This window comes from Streptomyces endocoffeicus, from assembly GCF_016741935.1.
GTDB classification, from domain to species: Bacteria; Actinomycetota; Actinomycetes; order Streptomycetales; family Streptomycetaceae; genus Streptomyces; species Streptomyces endocoffeicus.
The window spans coordinates 82,338-102,414 of sequence record NZ_JAERRG010000015.1 but is presented as its reverse complement, the minus strand read 5'-3'; the positions used below and the strand labels follow the sequence as shown (position 1 = coordinate 102,414).

General features: G+C 72.2%; 19 protein-coding genes and 1 pseudogene. 15 read left to right on the top strand and 5 right to left on the bottom strand.

What is annotated here, in order from left to right:
- Nucleotides 1-148: 148 nt before the first annotated feature.
- A pseudogene (gene lnt, locus JK364_RS31700) lies at nt 149-1,645 on the top strand (apolipoprotein N-acyltransferase); the annotation flags it as partial.
- Here the strand turns inward: lnt and JK364_RS31695 are convergent.
- Both JK364_RS31695 and JK364_RS31690 read right to left on the bottom strand, forming a co-directional pair.
- Entirely contained in the window at nt 1,584-2,609 is a 1,026-nt protein-coding gene (locus JK364_RS31695; protein ID WP_307841436.1) for a Gfo/Idh/MocA family oxidoreductase, read from the bottom strand. The pseudogene lnt and the gene JK364_RS31695 sit on opposite strands and share 62 nt — an antisense overlap.
- 23 nt (nt 2,610-2,632) lie before the next feature.
- Entirely contained in the window at nt 2,633-3,832 is a 1,200-nt protein-coding gene (locus JK364_RS31690) for an FAD-dependent monooxygenase (RefSeq protein WP_201854784.1), read from the bottom strand.
- Between the two features lie 86 nt (nt 3,833-3,918).
- Here JK364_RS31690 and JK364_RS31685 point away from each other — a divergent pair, with 86 nt between their 5' ends.
- The 13 genes from JK364_RS31685 to JK364_RS31625 all read left to right on the top strand — a co-directional run bounded on the left by JK364_RS31685 (nt 3,919) and on the right by JK364_RS31625 (nt 17,100).
- A complete protein-coding gene (locus JK364_RS31685) occupies nt 3,919-4,593 on the top strand; it encodes a TetR/AcrR family transcriptional regulator (protein WP_201854783.1) in 675 nt (224 codons plus the stop codon).
- A 41-nt stretch (nt 4,594-4,634) separates the two neighbouring features.
- Entirely contained in the window at nt 4,635-5,141 is a 507-nt protein-coding gene (locus JK364_RS31680) for a DinB family protein (protein ID WP_201854782.1), read from the top strand.
- A gap of 633 nt (nt 5,142-5,774) precedes the next feature.
- Nucleotides 5,775-6,806 carry a 2,5-dihydroxypyridine 5,6-dioxygenase NicX family protein gene (locus JK364_RS31675; protein ID WP_201854781.1) on the top strand — a complete coding sequence of 344 codons (1,032 nt, stop codon included), beginning with the start codon at nt 5,775-5,777 and terminating at the stop codon, nt 6,804-6,806.
- A 31-nt stretch (nt 6,807-6,837) separates the two neighbouring features.
- Nucleotides 6,838-8,109: an FAD-dependent oxidoreductase gene (locus tag JK364_RS31670; RefSeq protein ID WP_201854780.1), complete on the top strand. Its 1,272-nt coding sequence runs from the start codon at nt 6,838-6,840 to the stop codon at nt 8,107-8,109.
- 157 nt (nt 8,110-8,266) lie between these two features.
- Nucleotides 8,267-9,670: an MFS transporter gene (locus JK364_RS31665; protein WP_201854779.1), complete on the top strand. Its 1,404-nt coding sequence runs from the start codon at nt 8,267-8,269 to the stop codon at nt 9,668-9,670.
- A gap of 58 nt (nt 9,671-9,728) precedes the next feature.
- On the top strand, nt 9,729-10,577 hold the full coding sequence (locus JK364_RS31660) for an FAD binding domain-containing protein (protein WP_201854778.1): 849 nt from the start codon (nt 9,729-9,731) through the stop codon (nt 10,575-10,577).
- Nucleotides 10,574-12,946, top strand: coding sequence for a xanthine dehydrogenase family protein molybdopterin-binding subunit (locus tag JK364_RS31655; protein WP_201854777.1), 2,373 nt, complete (start codon nt 10,574-10,576; stop codon nt 12,944-12,946). Before JK364_RS31660 ends, JK364_RS31655 begins: the two co-directional genes overlap by 4 nt.
- Nucleotides 12,943-13,482, top strand: a complete 540-nt coding sequence (locus tag JK364_RS31650; RefSeq protein ID WP_201854776.1) for a (2Fe-2S)-binding protein — start codon at nt 12,943-12,945, stop codon at nt 13,480-13,482. Before JK364_RS31655 ends, JK364_RS31650 begins: the two co-directional genes overlap by 4 nt.
- Nucleotides 13,473-14,114 carry an SRPBCC family protein gene (locus JK364_RS31645; RefSeq protein ID WP_201854775.1) on the top strand — a complete coding sequence of 214 codons (642 nt, stop codon included), beginning with the start codon at nt 13,473-13,475 and terminating at the stop codon, nt 14,112-14,114. The genes JK364_RS31650 and JK364_RS31645 overlap by 10 nt, the downstream gene beginning before the upstream one ends.
- Nucleotides 14,111-14,818, top strand: coding sequence for an isochorismatase family protein (locus JK364_RS31640; protein WP_201854774.1), 708 nt, complete (start codon nt 14,111-14,113; stop codon nt 14,816-14,818). Before JK364_RS31645 ends, JK364_RS31640 begins: the two co-directional genes overlap by 4 nt.
- The gene (locus tag JK364_RS31635) at nt 14,815-15,666 is read left to right on the top strand and encodes an alpha/beta fold hydrolase (RefSeq protein ID WP_201854773.1); all 852 of its coding nucleotides are present in this window, start codon (nt 14,815-14,817) and stop codon (nt 15,664-15,666) included. The genes JK364_RS31640 and JK364_RS31635 overlap by 4 nt, the downstream gene beginning before the upstream one ends.
- Before the next feature lie 36 nt (nt 15,667-15,702).
- Entirely contained in the window at nt 15,703-16,539 is an 837-nt protein-coding gene (locus JK364_RS31630) for a maleate cis-trans isomerase family protein (protein WP_201854772.1), read from the top strand.
- An 81-nt stretch (nt 16,540-16,620) separates the two neighbouring features.
- On the top strand, nt 16,621-17,100 hold the full coding sequence (locus tag JK364_RS31625; protein ID WP_201854771.1) for a MarR family winged helix-turn-helix transcriptional regulator: 480 nt from the start codon (nt 16,621-16,623) through the stop codon (nt 17,098-17,100).
- Between the two features lie 69 nt (nt 17,101-17,169).
- On the opposite strand, the gene JK364_RS31620 is transcribed toward JK364_RS31625, so the two are convergent.
- On the bottom strand, nt 17,170-17,634 hold the full coding sequence (locus tag JK364_RS31620; protein WP_201854770.1) for a hypothetical protein: 465 nt from the start codon (nt 17,632-17,634) through the stop codon (nt 17,170-17,172).
- 160 nt (nt 17,635-17,794) lie between these two features.
- On the bottom strand, nt 17,795-18,775 hold the full coding sequence (locus tag JK364_RS31615) for a helix-turn-helix transcriptional regulator (protein WP_230992798.1): 981 nt from the start codon (nt 18,773-18,775) through the stop codon (nt 17,795-17,797).
- Between the two features lie 95 nt (nt 18,776-18,870).
- Between JK364_RS31615 and JK364_RS31610 the strand changes: the two genes are divergently transcribed.
- On the top strand, nt 18,871-19,293 hold the full coding sequence (locus tag JK364_RS31610) for a DUF3224 domain-containing protein (protein WP_201854768.1): 423 nt from the start codon (nt 18,871-18,873) through the stop codon (nt 19,291-19,293).
- Between the two features lie 6 nt (nt 19,294-19,299).
- On the opposite strand, the gene ung is transcribed toward JK364_RS31610, so the two are convergent.
- Nucleotides 19,300-19,980, bottom strand: a complete 681-nt coding sequence (gene ung, locus JK364_RS31605; RefSeq protein ID WP_137976633.1) for a uracil-DNA glycosylase — start codon at nt 19,978-19,980, stop codon at nt 19,300-19,302.
- Nucleotides 19,981-20,077 lie beyond the last annotated feature (97 nt).

Sequence of the window (20,077 nt, the reverse complement as noted above, 5' to 3'; positions counted from 1 at the left end):
TCCGGCGCACCCCCGCCCTGTTCATGATCGGCTGACTCCCGCACACTGGCCCTGTGCCAACAGGAGGGGGGCATCCGAGGTGCGGAGGCCGGTCGGCGGCGAGGACCTGTGGGGGCGGCGGCTGGCCTCCCCGTGGTGGCGGGGCGCGATGGCGCTGCTGGCGGGCGCGCTGCCCGCACTGGCCTTCCCCGCGCCCTCGCTGTGGTGGTGGGCGTATGTGGCCCTGGTGCCCTGGCTGCTGCTGATGCGCTCGGCGCCCACCGGCCGCCGGGCGATGCGGGACGGCTGGCTGGGCGGCGCCGGGTTCCTGCTCGCGGTACACCACTGGCTGATGCCGAGCCTGCATGTGTTCATCGTGCTCCTGGCGCTGCTGCTCGGGCTGTTGTGGGTGCCCTGGGGGTGGCTGACGCACCGGCTGCTGCACGGCCGTCCGGGGGCCGGGCGGGTGGCGGCGGCGCTGGTGCTGCTGCCGTCCGTCTGGCTGATGGCCGAGCTGGTCCGGTCCTGGCAGTATCTCGGCGGGCCCTGGGGGCTGCTGGGCGCGAGCCAGTGGCAGGTGGCGCCCGCGCTGCGGCTGGCCTCGGTGGGCGGGGTCTGGCTGCTCGGCTTTCTGCTGGTGCTGGTGAATGTCGCGCTGACGGTGCTGATCGCGATGGCCCGGGCCCGTACGGTCGCGCTGGCCGGGCTCGCCGCGTGTGGCGCCGCGGTGGCCGGGGCATGGGCCTGGGTGCCCCAGGCCAAGGAGCCCGGGACGGCGCGGATCGCGGTGGTGCAGCCGGGGGTCATCCCGGGGCCGGGGCCGCGTTTCGAACGCAGCGCGGAGCTGACCCGGCAGCTGGCCGGCCGCGATGTCGACCTGGTGGTGTGGGGCGAGAGCAGCGTCGCCCATGATCTGACCACCCATCCGGAGCTGCGCGGGCGGCTGGCCGCGCTGTCCCGCACGGTCGGCGCGGATCTGCTGGTCAACGTGGACGCGCGGCGCGGTGACATGCCCGGTATCTACAAGAGCTCGGTGCTGATCGGTCCGAAGGGTCCGACGGGGCAGCGCTACGACAAGATGCGGCTGGTCCCCTTCGGGGAGTACATCCCGGCCCGGCCGCTGCTGGGCTGGGCCACCTCGGTGGGCAAGGCGGCCGGTGAGGACCGCCACCGGGGCACCGAGCAGGTGGTGATGAAGCTGCCGGACTCCCTGCGGATCGGGCCGCTGGTGTGCTTCGAGTCGGCGTTCCCGGACATGAGCCGGAATCTGGCGCGGGACGGGGCGCAGGTGCTCGTCGTCCAGTCCTCGACCTCGACCTTCCAGCAGAGCTGGGCGCCGGCGCAGCACGCCTCGCTGGCCGCGCTGCGCGCCGCCGAGACCTGGCGGCCGATGGTGCACGCCACGCTGACCGGGGAGAGCGCGGTGTTCGGGCCGCGCGGCGAGCCGGTGGGCCCCCGGATGTCCACCGGCACCAGCGCGGCCACCGTCTACGCGGTGCCGCTGGGGCAGGGCACCAGCCCGTATGTGCGGATCGGGCCCTGGCCGGTGTACGGGGCGATGGCGGCGCTCGCCGTCTTCTGCGCGGCCGAGGGGGGCCGGGCGCTCAGACGGCGGACGGACCGGCCGCCGGGCGGGAGGCCGGACCAGCCGTCGGGTGAGCGCCCGGACCGGCGGCCGGACCAGCCGTCGAACCCGCGGCCGGACCAGCCGTCGGACCGGCGGACAGACCGGCCGGCTCCACGGCGTCCCTGACGACCCGTTCGCACAGCTCATGGGTGCGCAGCGCGTCCTCGGCGCCGATCCGCCGCCCGGCGCGCACCGCGTCCAGGAACGCGTCGGTGATCTGCTCGATCCCGCGCTGCCGCGCCACCGGCACCCAGTCGCCCCGGCGGCGCACACTCGGCTGGCCCTTGTGGTCGACCACCTCGGCGAGGTTGAGCACCTGCCGCTTGGTGTCCTGGCCGGAGACCTCCAGGACCTCCTCGGTGGAGCCGCTCATCCGGTTCATCACGCCGAGCGCGGTGAACCCGTCCCCGGACAGCTGCAGCAGCACATGGTGTATCAACCCGCCACGGATCCTGGCGCGCACATCGATGTGGTCCACCGGACCGGGCGCGAGGAAGCGCAGCGTGTCGACCACATGGATGAAGTCGTCCAGGACCAGGGTGCGCGGGTCCTCGGCGAGGCCGACGCGGTTCTTCTGGAGCAGGATCAGATCGCGCGGATGGTCCAGGCACTGGGCGTAGCCGGGTGCGTAACGCCGGTTGAAGCCGACCATCAGGCTCACCCCGCGCTCCTCGGCGAGCCGCACGAGCCGCTCGCTGTCGGCGAGGTGGTACGCGAGCGGCTTGTCCACGTAGGTGGGCACCCCGGCCTCGAGCAGCCGGGTGACGAGGCCGGCGTGGGTGTCGGTCGGGGTGTGCACGAAGGCCGCGTCGAGCCCGGCCGCGAGCAGCGAGTCGAGGTCGGCGTGGCGCTGGGCGTCCGGGACCCGATGGGTGTCGGCGACCCGCTGGAGGGTGGCGGGGGTGCGGGTGTGGAGATGCGGCTCCAGACCGGGGCGGGCCATCAGCACGGGCAGATACGCCTTCTGCGCGATGTCGCCGAGCCCGACGCAGCCGACCCTCATATGTTCTCCCCGGTCTCTTCCGATCATGCCTTCCGCTGTGCCCCCGCAGGATACGTGGGGGTGGGCGGACGCCAGTCGGCGATGCCGTCGAAGGAGCGGAGGGCCAGTCCGGGGGCGAGGCGGCCGACGGCGGCGATCGCGGCGTCGCGGAGGGCGACGGCGGGCGCACTGGTGAGGGTGATCATGCGGGCGGTGCGCGCCGAGCGGCGCACCACGTCCATGGTGCGGGGCAGCCGGTCGCGGGTGTAGGCGGCCAGGGCGGCGGAGGGGTCGGCGATGCCGGGGGCCAGATGGTGGGCGAGGACGACGGCGTCCTCGATGGCCTGGTTGCCGCCCTGCCCCATCGTGGGGGCCATCGCGTGGGCGGCGTCGCCGAGGAGGGCGACCCGGCCCCGGTGGTAGGCGGGCAGGGGCTCGGCCATGTACCGGATGTCATGGCGCAGCACGTCCTGGGGCGCTACGGCGGCGAGGACATCGGGGATGGGGCCGTGCCAGTCGCCGTAGAGCCGCAGCAGTGCGGACCGCTCGTCGTCCGGGGCCCGGCCGCCGGGCGGGGCGACGGCCGCCGCGTAGGCGTAGACCCGGCCGTCCTTGAGCGGCTGGGTGCCCCAGATCCGGCCCCTCCCCCAGGTCTCGTGCGGCTCGAACGGCCGGTCGGGGGCGGGGATGACGACACGCCAGGTGGTGAATCCGGCGTAGCGGGGCCCGGGGTGGTCCGGGAAGAGCGTGCGGCGGACGGCCGAGTCGATACCGTCGGCGCCGATGACGAGGTCCGCCTCGTGGTCGCCGTCCTCGGTGGTGACCCGGGCCGGGCGGCCGTCGGCGCCGGGGTCGGCCAGCCGGGCGGCGGTCCCGGTGCGGACCACGCCCTGGGGCAGCCGGGAGACGAGCAGGTCGACGAGGGTGGCCCGGTGGAGGAGGACCAGCGGGCCGCCGAAGCGCTCGGCCGTCGCGGCGCTGTCCATCCGGGAGAGCCAGCGGCCGCCGGGGGTGCGCAGTCCGCCGCCGCCCTGCCAGGCGGCGAGTGCGCGCACGTCGTCGCCGAGGTCGATGGCGTCCAGGGCGCGCTGGGAGTTGGCGGCGAGGGAGATTCCGGCGCCGACCGGCTCGAGGCGGGCGGCCCGCTCCAGGACGGTGAGGGACCAGCCGCGGCGGTGCAGGGCCGCGGCGGCGGTGAGCCCGCCGACTCCGGCACCGATGACGATGGCACGGGGCTGCTGCATGACTCCTCCAAGGACACTACAGGTGTAGTACTCACTTACGTTACTACATCCGTAGTGCGCGTGGCGGATGGGCTTAGGTTGACCCCATGACCGCTGATCGAACCGCCGCTTCCGCTTCCGGCGCCGCCCCGTCCGCCTCCGCGTCCGGCGCGTCCGCCTCCGCGTCCGGCGCGTCCCGCGCCGAGCTGATCGCCGACACCGCGCTGGCGCTGCTGGCCGAGCGCGGGATGCGGGGGCTGACGCACCGCGCGGTGGACGAGGCGGCCGGGCTGCCGCTCGGCTCCACCTCCAACCACGCCCGGACCCGCGCCGCCCTGCTCAAGGCGGCGGTCCGGCGGCTGGCCCGGCGGGAGGCGGAGGTGCTGGCGCCCGACGAGATGCCGCGCCCGGCCGACGCGGCACCGGACGGAACCGATCCGGTCGCGGCACTGGCCGACACGCTCGCGCTCGCCCTGCACCGCTCGCTCACCACCCAGCGCGATCTGCTGATCGCCCGCTACGAGCTCGCACTGGAGGCGACCCGCCGCCCCGAGCTGCGGGAGTTCCACGACGCCACGGGGCGCGGCTTCCGGGAGCCGCTCGAGGCGATGATGACGGCACTGGGCTCCACCGAGCCCCGGCGGCACGCGCGGTCGCTGGCCGCCTGGTGCGAGGGGCTGATGTTCAGCTGCGCCGCGGGCGCCGACCACGACGCCGTACCCGATCGCGCGGCGCTGCGCACCGGGTTCGGAGAGCTGCTGCGCGGGATGCTGCACGAATAACGCGTGGCGGTCACGGTGACGCCGCAGCCATCATGACCGCCATGACAACCACAGAACGCCCCGACCCGCCCCGGACCGCCGATGAACGCACCAGCCTGGAGGGATGGCTGGACTTCCACCGCGCGACCCTCGCCCTCAAGTGCGAGGGGCTGGACGACAAGCAGCTGCGCGAGGCGTCGGCGCCGCCATCCGGGCTGACCCTGCTCGGCCTCGTACGGCATATGGCCGAGGTCGAGCGGAGCTGGTTCCGCCGGGTGCTCGCCCAGCAGGACGTAGGGCCGATCTGGTACAGCGAGGAGGACCCGGACGGGGATTTCCACCTCACCGGCGAGGACACCCCGGAGGCCGCCTTCACCATCTGGCGGGAGGAGATCGCCAAGGCCAAGGAGGCCGCCGCGGGCCGTTCCCTGGACGACGTGGCCAGCCGTCCCGGCCGTGGGGACTACAACCTGCGCTGGATCTACCTCCACATGATCGAGGAGTACGCCCGCCACAACGGCCACGCCGACCTGATCCGCGAGCGGATTGACGGCGTCACCGGCGAGTAAGCGCTCCACTGGGAGTACCACGATCCGTCGTCGGCCGTCCGCGGCGCCGTCGTGGCCGGTCGCGCAGTTCCCCGCGCCCCTTCGGGGCGCACCCGAACCGCACCGGACTTCAGCGAGGCCGCTTAGTGGCACTGTGTCAGACGGGGCCGCGGGGCAGGCGCCCCGCGGCCCTCGCGCGTTCCCGTGGGGCACCGGGCAGGATCCCTCCTTGGAGGCGGCACGCCGCCGAGAACTAGCCATCGCGAGGCAACGCGAGGCACCCAATCCGGATGTGAACAGAAACCATCCGAGCACGTACGAACTCTCGGCGCAAGGCTTCATGCCAGCCGCAATCATCTTTCGTTCATCTTCGTGAAGCCGGGAAAGACGGCCGACACCTGGGGAAAACACAAGGTCAGCAGGCGTGTTCCGGCCGCTGGGGCCACCCCGGGAGGTGGACTGATCACAAAAAAGTTCGGCCGTACCCCTTGCCAGATCCAGATCGTACGCGTTCGGATTAATTGCGTCGGCGGCGCCCATGAGGCCCGCGTCTCCCCATGAAGCCACCTGGCCGCATGGCTGGATCTATACCTCTACGTCTGCCCGGACCGTGCGATCGCCGTCTGCCACCTTCCCCCTCCCCAGGAGCGAGACATGCTCGACCTCACCTCCGTTGACCTGCTCGAGGCGTTCACCCAGGAGCTGAAGCTGTGCAAGCTCAAGCCCGATGAGCACGTCGTCGTCCTGTCCGAGCCCACCAGCCGCGGCGACTACGTGGCGGCCGCCTTCGGCGCGGCCAAGGCCTGCGGCGCGCACGTCATCGCCGCCACGGTCCCCGGCGGCAACCCGTCGCCCTCGGACAGCACCCGCACCGGTGCCGGACCCGGTCTGAGCGCGGTGCTCGGCGACACCGCCGCGCAGGACCTGCTCAAGGCCGCCGACCTCGTCGTGGACCTCACACGGGAGGGCTTCATCCACGCCCCGCTCCAGCAGGAGATCATGCGGACGGGCACCCGCATCCTCTTCGTGTGCGACGCCCCCGACGTACTCATCCGCAATCTGCCCAAGCCGGAGGACAAGGCGGAGGTGCTCAAGGGCGTCAACCTGCTGAAGAGCGCGTCCGTCATGCGGGTGACCTCCGAGGCCGGCACCGACCTGACCATCGAACTGCCGGGCTCCAAGCCGGAGTTCCAGGTGGGCTTCGCCGACGACCCGGGCCGCTGGGACCACTGGCCGAGCACCATGGTCCTGTGCTGGCCGCGGTTCTCCGAGGGCCGGATCGTGCTCTCCGAGGGCGACATCCTGCTGCCGTTCAAGGAGTACGTACGTCAGCCGGTCACTCTGGAGATCGCGGGCGGGAACATCGAGAAGGTGTCCGGTGGCGCCGAGGCCCACCTGCTGAACACCTTCTTCGACGACGCGGACGACGCATGGGGACGCAGCCTGTCCCATATGGGCTGGGGCCTGATGCGTACCGCCGACTGGTTCGCCACCGCCCTGTACGGCAAGGAAGAGCTGATGGGCATGGACGCGCGGGCGTTCGCCGGGAACTTCCTGTGGTCCACCGGACCCCACCCCGTACTCGAGCGCGAATCGTATGCGCACGTCGACATCGCCATGCGCGGCTGCACCGTCTCCGTCGACGGCCAGGACGTCGTCACCGCGGGCCGACTCGTCGACTTCTGATCCCGCCGCCGCACCTGCATCTGGAGAGAAGATGGCATCCACCCAATCCCTCGACGTCGTCATCGTCGGCGGCGGGCTCGGCGGAATGACCGCCGCGCTGTCGCTGCGGCAGCGCGGCCATCACGTGACCGTGCTGGAGCAGGCACCGCGGTTCGGCGAGATCGGCGCGGGTATCCAAACGGCGCCCAACGCGAGCCGGGTCCTGCTCGGGCTGGGTCTGCGCAAGCAACTGGAGGCCATCCACACCGAGCCCCAGGACCAGGTGCGGCGCCGGTGGAAGGACGGCAGCATCATCGGGCTGACCCAGCTCGGTGACTACGTCAAGCAGCACTACAACGCGCCGTACTGGCACTACCACCGGGCCGATCTGCACGGTGTCCTCACCGACGCCTGCGTCGAGCCGGCCGGCCCCGGCCCGGTGGTCGCACTGCACACCTCGAGCCGGGTCGGCGAACTGGACCGGAGCGACCCCCGTCGCCCGGTGGCCGTGACCGATGACGGCCGGCGCTTCGAAGCCGACGTGCTGATCGGCGCCGACGGCATCCGCTCCCGGGTCCGCGACCTCATGGGCCTCCCGGACACCCTGCAGTTCTCCGGCGAGATGGCCTTCCGGGCCCTCATCCCCGGCGACCTCATCGCCGCCGATCCGGCCACCCGCTTCCTGATGGACCGCTTCCAGAGCACCATCTGGTACGGCCCCGACCGGCACCTGGTCCACTACATGATCCGCGGCGGCGAGTACCTCAACGTCGTCGGCTGCGTCCCGTGCACGGACGAGGTCGCCGAGAAATGGACCGGCTCGGCCACCGCGGAAGACCTGGTGAACGCCTACGAGGGCTGGGACGACCGGGCGGCGGCGATGCTGTCCAAGGCCAAGGAGGACGTGCTCTCCTTCGCCCTCTATCACCGCCGGCGCGACCCGGTCTGGATGGACGGCCATCTGGCCCTCCTGGGCGACGCCTGCCACGCCATGCTGCCCTACCAGGCCCAGGGGGCCTCCCAGGCCATGGAGGACGCCGCCGTACTGGCCGAGGAACTGGGCCGTGTCAACACCGACGGCGTCGAGGGCGCGCTGCGGCGCTACGTCGACCGGCGAGCCAAACACGCCGGCATGGTCCAGGACGCCTCACTGCAGAACAAGACCTTCTACCACTACCCCGACGGCCCTCAGCAGGAGGCCAGGGACGCCCTGCTGCGGCGCGGCTTCGACGGCGAATCCGACGTCTCCTACCACTGGTTGTGGAGCGGCAGCCCGCTCGACGACCCGGACCTGGGCGCCTTCGACTACCGCTTCGCCCGCTGACCGGACCCTCCCCGCCCCACCCCCTCCCCTCCCCCTCCCCATCCCTCTCCCCAACCCCCCATCCCGCTCATCACTTGCCCCCTTCGGGCCACTTCCCGCTCATCCACCTCGGTGTCGCCCCGCGCGGGCACATCCCCGAACACCCCGTGGAGCGACAGTGAAAACAGGCGACCGGATCGTCCAGGACCTCCCATGGAGATGGGGGGTCCAGGGCAGGATCTTCATCATCGGCGGCCTCGGCTACCTCTTCGACGCGTATGACATCGCCCTCAACGGCTTCCTGATGCCGCTGCTGGGCGACCACTTCCACCTCTCCCTCTCCCAGCGAGGTCTGGTGGCCACCGCCAATCTGGTGGGCATGGCCGTGGGCGCGGTGATCTGGGGCGCGATCGCCGACCGCATCGGACGCAAGAAGTCCTTCAGCGTCACCTTGCTGATCTTCGCGGTGTTCTCGGTGGCCGGTGCCCTGGCCCCGAACTACGGGATCTTCCTCGCCCTGCGCTTCATCGCCGGTGTCGGACTGGGCGGTTGTATCCCCGTCGACTACGCCCTGGTGGCGGAGTTCTCCCCGACGAAGTACCGCGGACGCGTACTGACCGCGCTGGACGCCTGGTGGCCGATCGGCGTGACCCTGTGCGGTCTGGTCTCGACGGCCATGCTGCCCCTCGAAGGCAACTGGCGGTGGATGCTCACCGTGATGAGCGTTCCGGCGCTGCTGCTGTTCTGGGTGCGCAGGGGTGTGCCGGAGTCGCCCGTCTACCTCAGCAAGAAGGGCAGGGAAGCCGAGGCGCGGGCCGTCATCGACGATCTGGTCGCCCGCACGGGTGCGCCCGCCGAGCCGTACGTCATTCCCGCGCCGGTGCCCGAGGCCGGGGGGAACGGCCCCCGCGCCGCGCTCGAACAGCTGCGCGCGGTCTGGAAGTTCAGCCCGCGCGTCACCTCCGCCGCCTGGCTGCTCTTCGCCACCGTCATGCTGGTGTACTACGCGGCCCTGAGCTGGCTGCCGTCCATCCTCAAGGAGGAGGGCCTCGGCGACACGGCCGCCTTCATGAGCACCACGCTGATGAGCGCGGTCGGCATCGTCGGCGTCCTGACCTCCACGGTGCTGGTGGACACGGTCGGCCGGAAGTGGCTCATAGGGGTCTCGGCCCCGGTCGCCTCGCTCGCACTGGTGGTGTTCGCGCTGGTGATGCGCATGCCGACGGGTTCCATCGTGGCCATCGGCGTCTTCGGCTTCCTGATGCAGCTGACCATCCCCGCCATGTACGCCTATGTCTCCGAGCTGTACCCGACCACGCTGCGGGCCAGCGGCTTCGGCTGGGCGTCCTCGTTCAGCCGGGCGCTCACCGGCTTCGCCCCGATGCTGTTCGGCTCGGTGATGTGGCCGCTGCTGGGGTTGCCGCTGACGTTCGGGGTACTGGCCGTGGCCGTCCTGGGGGCCGTCATCTGGATGGCGTTCGCGGCGCCCGAGACCAAGGGACGCGACCTCGACGAGGACGACCCGGCCGCGGTGCCCGCCCCCGCGTCCCCGGAGCCGGCCGTCGGTCAGCCGGTGCGCTGACGGGCAGCCCGCCCCGACCGGGCCGCCCGGGTCGGCCTTCGAAAACGACAGGAGAAACATGAAGCCCGCTCCCTTCCAGTACCACCGGGCGCGCGACGTCCAGGGCGCCACGGCACTCCTGGCCGAACTGTCCGACGAGGCCAAGGTCATCGCCGGCGGCCAGAGCCTGGTCGCGATGATGAACTTCCGGCTGGCCCGCCCGGGGCACCTGGTCGACATCGCCGGTCTGCGCGAACTCGACCATCTCGGGGTCGCGGCCGACGGCGGACTGCACATCGGGGCGCTCACCACCCATCACACGGTGGAGACCGCGCCCGCGGACCGGCTCGGGGCGGGTTTCGAGGTCATCCGCGATGCCATGCGGTGGATCGGCCATCTGCCGATCCGGACCCGCGGCACCGTGGGCGGCAGCATCGCGCACGGCGACGCGACCGCCGAGTGGTGTCTGCTGGCCGTGCTGCTCGACGCCGAGTTGGTGGCCCACGGCCCGCGCGGGCGGCGCCGCATCCCGGCCGGTGAGTTCTTCTTCGGTTACTACACCACCGCGCTGGACCCCGACGAGATCCTCGTGGAGATCGTCTTCCCCCGCCCCGCGCCGCACGCGGCGCTCACCGAGTTCGCCGAGCGTCGCGGGGACTTCGCCATCGTCGCCGCCGCGGTCGATCTGGCCACCGACGGCGAGGACGTCCGCGGCGGCCGGGTGGCTCTGGGCGGTGTCGCCGCGATGCCGGTACGCGTGCCCGAGGCGGAGGCCGTGCTGGCGGCCGGCGGCTCGTTCCGGGACTGCGCGGAGGCGGCGGCCTCCGCCGTGGATCCGCCGAGTGACGCGAACGGCAGCGGCGACTACCGCAAGCACCTCATCCGCAATCTGATCGAGCGAGCCTGTGAGGAGGCGATGTCACGATGACGTCCGCCAAGGACGACCGGCTGGTCGGCAGGTCGGTGGCGCGCCGCGAGGATCCCCGGCTGCTGTCCGGACGTGGCCGTTTCGTCGACGACATCGAGCTGCCCGGCATGCTGCACGCGCAGTTCGTCCGCTCCACGGTCGCTCATGGGACGATCACCGAGATCGATCTGACGCGGGTGCGTCAGGTCCCGGGTGTCGTCGCCGCGTTCACCGCCGCCGACCTGGAGCTGGGGGACATCACCGCCCAACTCGGCCGCCCGCTCTCGGAGTTCGTGCCGACCGCCATGCCCGTCCTCGCCCGCGACCGGGTCCGCTACGTCGGCGAGCCCGTCGCCGTGGTCGTCGCCCGCGACCCCTACCTCGCCGAGGACGGCCTGGAGGCCGCCAAGGTGACGTACGCGCCCCTGCCGCCCATCACCTGCGAGGAACAGGCCCTCGCACCCGACGCTCCGCGGGTGCATGCGGAGGCCGCCGGGAACACCCTGGTCGACGTCGGCCTGTTCGCCACCGAGGGCATCGACGAGATCTTCGACCAGGCGCCCTGCGTGGTCCACGTCGATGTGCGAACCGGCCGGCAGAACGCCCTGCCGCTGGAGACGCGTGGCGCGGTGGCGCAGTGGGACGCCCGGGAGGAACAGCTCGTCCTGCACACCTGCACCCAGACTCCGCACCAGGTGCGGACCGTGGCCTCCCGCTGCCTGCGACTGGACGAGCGCGCGGTGCGGGTGATCGTCCCGGACATGGGTGGCGGTTTCGGCCTCAAGTGCGTGGTCGGCCGCGAGGAGATCGCCACCGCGGCGGCCGCGCTGCGGCTCGGCCGGCCGGTCAAGTGGATCGAGGACCGCAAGGACGCCCTGTCCGCCTCATTCCTCGCCCGGGAACAGCACTACGCCGCACGCGCCGCCTTCGACGCCGACGGCAGGATCCTCGGCCTCGACGCGGACGTGGTGTGCGACATGGGCGCCTACTCCTGCTATCCGTTCACGGCCGGCATCGAGCCGCTGATGGCCTCCGCCGAGATGCCCGGCGTCTACAAGGTCCCCGCCTACCGGGTGCGCGGCCGGGCGATCACCACCAACAAGGCGCCCACCGCCCCCTACCGGGGCGTGAGCCGCCCGCAGTACGTCATGGCCATGGAGCGGCTCATGGAGCGCGCCGCCCGCGAACTGCGCCTGGACCCGGTGGAGATCCGGCGCCGCAACGTCATCACCGACTTCCCGTACACCGGCGTCAACAACATCACCTACGACCCCGGCTCCTATCTGGAATCCCTCGACCTGTGCGAGCGGGCGCTGCGCGAGGCGGGCTGGTACGACCGGCAGGCCGCGGCCACGGCCGAGGGCCGGCACATCGGGATCGGCTACAGCTGCTTCAGCGAGCGCACCGGCTACGGCTCCGCCGCCTTCGCCCAGCGCAAGATGGAGGTCGTGCCCGGGTTCGACCTCGCCGAGGTCCGGATGGACACCAGCGGCGCGGTCACCGCCACCACCGGCACCATCAGCCATGGGCAGAGCCATGAGACGACCATGGCGCAGATCGTCGCCGATACGCTCGGCCTCGACATCGCCAAGGTCAAACTGCACCAGGGCGACACCGACCGCATCACCTACGGCTGGGGCACCTTCGCCAGCCGCTCGATCGCGATCGGCGGCAGTGCCGTACGTATGGCGGCGGGCAAGCTCGGCGAGAAGCTCCGCGCCATCGCCGCCGCCGAGTGGGACATCCCCCCGGAGGACACCGAACTGGACCGGGGCCGGGTCCGCCGGCGCGACGACCCGGATGTCGCCCTCGCCTACGAGCACCTGGCCGATATCGCCTATCTCAAGTCGCATCTGCTGCCCAAGGACATCGACCCGGGCCTCACCGCCACCGCCGTCTTCGACGTCCACAACGACGGCACGTTCTCCAATGCCACCCACGGGGTGGTGGTGGAACTGCACGAGGGCACCGGGCAGGTGGAGATCCTCGCCTACTTCTGCGTCGAGGACTGCGGTGTCGCCGTCAATCCGCAGGTGGTGGAGGGGCAGTGCCGGGGCGGCATCGCACAGGGCATCTCGGGGGCGCTCTTCGAGCAGATCACCTACGACGCCCAGGGCGAGCCGTCGGCCACCAGCTTCATGGACTACAAGGTGCCCACCGCCCATGAGATCCCGGAGGTGGTGATCCACCATCTGGAGACCCCGTGCGCCTTCACCGCGACGGGGGCCAAGGGCGCCGGCGAGGGCGGCACCATCGGGGCCCCCGCCGCCGTACTCAACGCCGTCAACGACGCGCTGCGGCCCACCGGCGTCGAACTGGACAACACGCCCATCACACCGGAGACGGTCCACCGTGCCCTGACCCCCCGCACACCGGAGCAGACACCATGAACGACACCACCGGCCTGGGCGACGACGTCCAGCTCATCACGCTCGACGTCAACGGCACGTCATACGAGGTGATCACGGCGCCGCGCCGCACCCTGGTGGACGTGCTCCGCCACGATCTGCGGCTGACCGGCACCCACGTCGGCTGCGAGCACGGGATCTGCGGCGCCTGCACCGTGCTCGTCGACGGGCTCCCGGTCCGGGCCTGTCTGATGTTCGCCGCCCAGGCGGAGGGAGCGCGGATCACCACCGTCGAATCCCTCGCCGACTCCGGCACCGGGGAGCTCAGCGATCTCCAGCGGGCCTTCACCACCCACCACGGCCTGCAGTGCGGCTTCTGCACCCCCGGCTTTCTGATGCTGGCCCAGGGGTTCCTCGCGGAGCGGCCGGAGGCGAGCAAGGAGGACATCAGGGAGGTCGTCGCCGCGAACCTGTGCCGGTGCACCGGCTACCAGACCATCGTCGAGGCGATCGACGCCTGTGCGACCGCCCGGCGCGCTCAGCGGGCCATGGGCGCCGAGGAGGACTCATGCAACTGATCAATACCGTTTCCGTCCAAGCCGAGCCCGACGCGGTGTTCGCGCTGCTCGAAGACGTCCAACGGGTGGCGTCCTGTATGCCAGGCGCCGCTCTCGAAGGCCGTGACGGCGATGCCTGGCGCGGCGCCGTCAAGATCAAGGTGGGCCCGATCTCGGCCGCCTATGCCGGCACCGTGCGCTTCCTGGAGGTCGACGCCGAAAAGCGGAGGCTGCGTGTCCACGCCAGCGGCGCCGACACCCACGGCAGCGGCGACGCCGAGGCCGAGGTCTCCCTGGAGGTCGTCCCGGCCGAGGGCGGCGCCCAGCTGAACCTCTCCACCGACCTGGTGATCCGGGGCAAGATCGCCCAGTTCGGCAAGGGGGCCATTGGGGCCGTGTCCGACAAGATCCTCCAGCAGTTCGCCCAGAACCTCGGCAATCTGCTCCTTCAGCAGGATGGCGCGGCAGCGTCCCCCGCCTCCGGCGTGGCGCCCGCCGCGTCCGCTCCCGCGGTCGGCGCGCCCGCCGAGGCGCCGGGTGAGCTCAATGGAATGGTGCTGATCGCGGGCCCGCTGCTGAAGAAGTACGGCCCGGTCGCGGCCGCGTTCCTGGTCGGGTTCGTTCCCGGCTGGCTGCTGGGGAGGCGCCGATGAGCGGCGGACTGTACGGCCTCACCACCAACCGCACCTACCAGCGGGCCGGCTTCGGTGCCGCGGTGCGGCGCGGCAGCCGTCCGGCGATCGTCGTGGTGGACCTGACCCGGGGTTTCACCGAGGACTCGTATCCCTCGGGTGCCGACCTCTCCGAGGTCGTGGCCGCCACCACGCGTCTGATCGAGGCGGCCCGGCCGGTGGAGGTGCCGGTGATCTTCACCGCGATCGCCTACACCGAGGCCGAGGCGTCCGGTGACGCGATCACCTGGCTGCGCAAGGCTCCCGGTATGCGCGCCCTGGTCGAGGGCAGTGATGCCGTGGCCATCGACCCGCGGCTGCCCATGCGGCCGGAACATGATCAGCTGGTGGTGAAGAAGGGGGCCTCGGCCTTCTTCGGCACGAGCCTCGCCGCGACCCTGACCGGTCTGGACCGCGACACCGTCGTGGTGTGCGGCGCCACCACGAGCGGCTGTGTGCGGGCCACCGTGGTCGACGCCGTCCAGTCGGGCTTCCCGGTGCTGGTGCCCCGTGACTGCGTGGGCGACCGGGCCGAGGGGCCGGCGGACGCGGCGCTCTTCGACATCCAGGCCAAGTACGGCGACGTCGTCACCCTCGAGGACGCCGTCGGCTACATCGGCTCCGTTCCCGCCCCGGCGGCTCCTCGAGCGGCCCGGCGTTCCCATCGACGAGGAGACAGCACATGACACGGCGTTCGGTCCTGCAGAGCGCGCTCGCCGATCTGGCCGATGTACCGGCCACAAGCCGGTGGGCACGCTCCGGAGAGGTGCGGCTGCACGCCCTCGACTACGGCGGCGACCGGCCGGCGCTGGTCGTCCTGCCCGGTATCACCAGTCCCGCGGTCACCATGGACTTCGTGGCACGCGAACTGACCGACCTGGTCAGGCCGGTGGTGCTGGACGTACGCGGCCGGGGTCTCTCGGACGAGGGCGACGGCTACGGGCTGGCGGAGTACGCCGAGGACACCGAGGCCCTCATCACCCACCTCGGCCTCGACCGTCCGCTGCTCCTCGGTCACTCCATGGGCGCGCGGATCGCGGCGGCCGTCGCGGTGCGGGCCAAGGTGCCCCTGCGCGGCACCGTGCTGGCCGACCCGCCGATGAGCGGCCCGGATCGCGGACCGTACCCCACCGCCCGGGAGGTGTTCCTGCGGCAGCTCTCCGAAGCCCGGCGCGGAACGGACGCCGACGAGGTGGCCGCCTCCTGGCCCACCTGGCCGCGGCGCGAACAGGAACTGCGGGCCCGCTGGCTGTCCAGTTGCGCCGAGGAGGCCATCGTGGCCACGCACCACGGCTTCGAACACGAGGACTTCTTCGACTGGTGGCCCCGGGTGCCCGGACCGGCCCACCTGCTCTACGGGGCCGGCAGTCCCGTCGTGACGGCGGAAGGGGCGCGGGAGGCCGCCGAGAGCAATCCGGCGGTACCACTGCACCAGATCCCCGGCGCCGGCCACATGATCTTCTGGGACGCCCCGGCGATCGCCACCGCGACGCTCCGCGACGTGCTCCGGACCATCCTCTCCCCGGCCGCCTGACCGGTGCCCACCGCCCCGTTTCGGAGGACCCATCCCATGGCAGACCATCACATCGGGCTGATCGTGCCCAGCTCCAACCTGACGATGGAGACCGAGCTCCCCCGGATGCTCAACGCGCGGGAGTCCATCGCGCCCGACGACCGCTTCGTCTTCCACAGCAGCCGGATGCGGATGAAGCACGTCACCCCGGACGAGCTGCGCGATATGAACGCGCAGACCGAGCGGGCCGCCCTCGAACTGGCCGACGCGCGGCCCGATGTCGTCGCCACCGCCTGCCTGGTCGCCATCATGGCGCAGGGGCCGGGCCACCACTGTGTGGCGGAGGCCGACATCACCTCCGCGCTGCGGGCCGAGGGCTCCCGGGCTCCCGTGGTCTCCAGCGCCGGCGCCCTGCTCAGCGGCGTCGAGGCGCTCGGCGCCCGCCGGGTCGCGATCATCACGCCGTATATGAAGGAGCTCACCGCCAAGGTGGTCGACTACATCGAGGACGCCGGGATCGAGGTGGTCGACGCGCTCAGCCTCGAAGTCCCGGACAACCTGGCGGTGGCCCGCCTGGACCCCGCCGATCTCCGTGCGCACTGGCGCCGCCTGAACCTGGGCCGGGCCGACGCGCTGGTGCTGTCGGCCTGCGTGCAGATGCCGTCGCTGGCGTCGATCCAGCCCGTCGAGGACGAGGCGGGGCTGCCCGTGCTGTCGGCGGCCACCTCCACCGCATTCCGCATCCTGACCGCGCTCGGGCTGCCGCCCGTCGTGCCCGGCGCCGGGAGCCTGCTCGGCGGCCGGGTCTCCCGCCCCTCCGGGAACGCCGCCGGAACGACGGCCGGCAGCGGCGCCGTCGGTACGGGACCGATCCACCTCGGTACCGGTCGGTGAGGCCACGGCCGGTGCCGGAGGGTGCACCGGCGCCCGCCCCGCTGTCCCTCGGCGTCAACCGTGCGTGCTTAAGTAGGTTCTATGACTGATCCCACCCCGCCCGCCCAAACCGGGCCGGAGGCGCCCACTGTCCTGACAGCCGCGCCCGGCTATCAGGTCCGCCGTCTCTACCAGGCGTATCTCGCCGTGTGGGCACGGGAGGTGGACCCAGTCCTCACCGGCCCTCAGTTCGCGGTGCTGCAGACCGTGGAGGCCCATCCCGGCCAGGACCAGCGTTCCATGGCCGCCGCCGTCGCCCTGGACACCTCCACCATGGCCGATGTGGCCCGCCGGCTGGAGAACCGCGGTCTGCTCGCCCGGAAGACCGCGGCCGCGGACGGCCGTCGCAAACTGCTCTACCTGACCGACGCGGGCAAAGAGGCCCTTCAGCAGGCGAACCACCGGGCGCGCAGGCTCGACAAGATCCTCCTGGAGTCCTTCGACGAGGCGGAGCGCGAACGGTTCGTCGTCGAACTCCAGGCGCTCGCCGACCGCTGGGAGGAACTGGCGGAGGCGGCCTAGCCGTCCACCTCACCGGGGCACCCAGCCCACCCCTGCTACCTGACGAGAGTCTTCCGGGCGCCGGACCCTTCAGTCCTCGACGGCACCCTCCAGGACCAGCGTCAGCCGCAGGATGGCCGCCCGCACCCCGTCGCCGTACGGATCCTCCCCGAGCGCTCCGGCGGCCTCGCGCGCCAGCGCCAGCTGCCCCCGGGCCGCCTCCACCTGGCCCAGCTTCAGATGGCCCGCGGCCACATTGAGGTGGAGGGAGGGCAGGAACGCCCTCGGCGCCAGGGCCCCGGTGAGTCCGTCGGCGGCGGCGAGCGCCCGCAGGTCCCAGATCAGCTCGTCGAGCGGATCGTCCTGGGTGTCGGCCAGATAGTGGGCGAGGGCGCAGCGGTGGAACGGGGCGCCGTCCCGCTCGATCTCCCGCCACAGCGCGGCGAGGCGATTGCGCGCCTCCTCCCGGTCGCCGCCCCGGTGCAGCATGACCGCCTGCCCGATCCGGGTCAGTACGGCATCGCCCTCCGGCGCCTGCTGCCGCGCTTCCGCCATCGCCGCCTCCCGTCTTTCGGACGACGCCAGGGTCTGTCGTCAAAGGGGGCGCCCGCCCGCGAGCAGGGCGGGCGCCCCCTTTGACGACAGACCCTAGCCGCCCGCGCCCGCGCCGCTCGGCGTGTCGTGGCGCGGCGGGGCCTCAGGGTCCGGACAGGCCCTAAGGGGTGTCGTCCGGCGGGCCGTAGCGGCGGGCCAGTTCGGCGACGGCGCGGGCGACGGCCGACCGCAGCTCGGGCGGGCCCAGCACCTCGGCGTCGGTGCCCAGCCGCAGCATGTCGTGGACCGCGACCGGCAGCGACTCCACGGGGAGGACGACACGCCGTCGCCCCTCGTCGTCGGGCGGGCCCGCCGCGGCGACCGCCTCCGCGCCCACCGCCCCGAACTGCATCGGGAGCAGCTTCACCCCGCGCTCGGAGAGCAGGAGCGCGGCCTCGCCCTGGAAGCGCAGGGACTCCAGCCGGCGGGACGACTCCGCCCAGGAGGCGGCGAGGTCGAATCCGGCGGGCCGCTCGAAGACCTCCTCCAGCACCTCGGCGTCGAGGATCCGCGACACCCGGTAGCTGCGCACGGAATCCTCGACCCGCGCCACCAGGTACCAGATGCCGCCCTTGAGGACGAGGCCCAGCGGGCACAGCTCGCGCCGCACCTCGCCGCGCCAGCGGCGGTAGTGCACCCGCAGGACGCGCCGCTCCCATACGGCCCCGGCGGCCGCCGCCAGATGGGGCACCGGCTCGGCGTCCCGGAACCAGCCCGGCGCGTCGAGGTGGAAGCGCTCCTGGATCCGCCGGGACCGCTCCCCCAGCTCGGCCGGGAGCGCGGCCCGCAGCTTGAGCTGGGCCGTGGTGAGGTCGGCGCCCAGGCCCAGCTCGGCGGCCGGGCCCGGCATCCCGGCGAGGAAGAGCGAGTCGGCCTCGTCGCCGGTGAGCCCGGTCAGCCGGGTGCGGTAGCCGTCGAGCAGCCGGAAGCCCCCGGCCGGGCCCCGGTCGGCGTAGACCGGCACCCCGGAGGCGCTCAGCGCCTCCACATCGCGGTAGACGGTGCGCACCGAGACCTCCAGCTCGGCGGCGAGCTCGGGCGCGGTCATCCGGCCCCGGTTCTGCAGCAGCAGGAGCAGTGAGAGAAGGCGGTCGGCGCGCATACGGTCCATTGTGGCCGCCGTACCTGACAGAAGATGTCAGGTACGGCGGCCAGAGTGGCGTCCGCAGCCGATCCCGGCCCCGGAAAGGACCCACCATGACCACGCACACCACCGGCCACTTCACCTACGCCGACTGGCAGGAGACGGCCCTCGAGGAGACCGAGGGCACCGAGGGCGCCGAAGGCGGTGCCAAGCTCGCCCGCGCCGTGGTCACGAACGCCTTCTCGGGCGGTATCGAGGCACCGCGGACCAGCTGCCAGTACGCCATCACCTATCTGCCCGACAAGACCGGCGTCTGCTGCGGCTACGAGCTGCTGACCGGCACCCTCGACGGGCGCGCGGGCAGCTTCGTCGTGGTGCAGCACGGCAGCTGGGGCGAGGAAGCGACCGTCCGCTGCACCTTCGAGGTGGTGCCCGGATCCGGCACCGGCGAGCTGACCGGGCTCACCGGATCGGGCACCTTCTCCGTCGTCCGGGGGGAGTCCGAGATCCCCTACAGCTTCGACTACACGCTCTAGCCCCGGTCAGGCGCCGAGGTCCGGGATCCGCCAGTCGATCGGGGTGTGGCCCTGGGCCTTGACCGCCTCGTCGATCTGGGTGAAGGGGCGCGACCCGAAGAACTTCTTCGCGGACAGCGGGGACGGGTGCGCCCCCTTCACCACCGCGTGCCGCGACGCGTCGATCAGCGGCAGCTTCTTCTGGGCGTAGTTCCCCCAGAGCACGAAGACGGCCGGATCGGGGCGCGAGGCCACCGCGCGGATCACCGCGTCGGTGAACTTCTCCCACCCCTTGCTCTTGTGGGAGTTGGCCTCGCCGCCCCGGACCGTCAGCACCGCGTTGAGCAGCAGCACACCCTGCTCGGCCCAGGGCATCAGATAGCCGTTGTCGGGCACCGGGTGGCCGAGCTCCTCCTTCATCTCCTTGAAGATGTTCCGCAGCGACGGCGGGGTTTTGACGCCGGGCCGCACCGAGAAGCACAGACCGTGGCCCTGGCCCTCGCCGTGGTACGGGTCCTGCCCGAGGACGAGCACCTTCACCTGGTCGAACGGCGTGGCCTCCAGGGCGGCGAACACCTCCTCACGCGGCGGGTACACCGGCCCCTTGGCCCGCTCCTCCTCGACGAACTCGGTGAGCTCCTTGAAATAGGGCTTCTCCAGCTCCTCGCCGAGGACCCCGCGCCAGGACTCGGGCAGCACATAGGGCACGTCTTCAACCTCCGGTCGGTGTTTCCGTCTTACGGGCACAGAACCTACCGGCGGCCACTGACAACGCCTCACACGCGCCCGGGCCACTTCAGCGGCG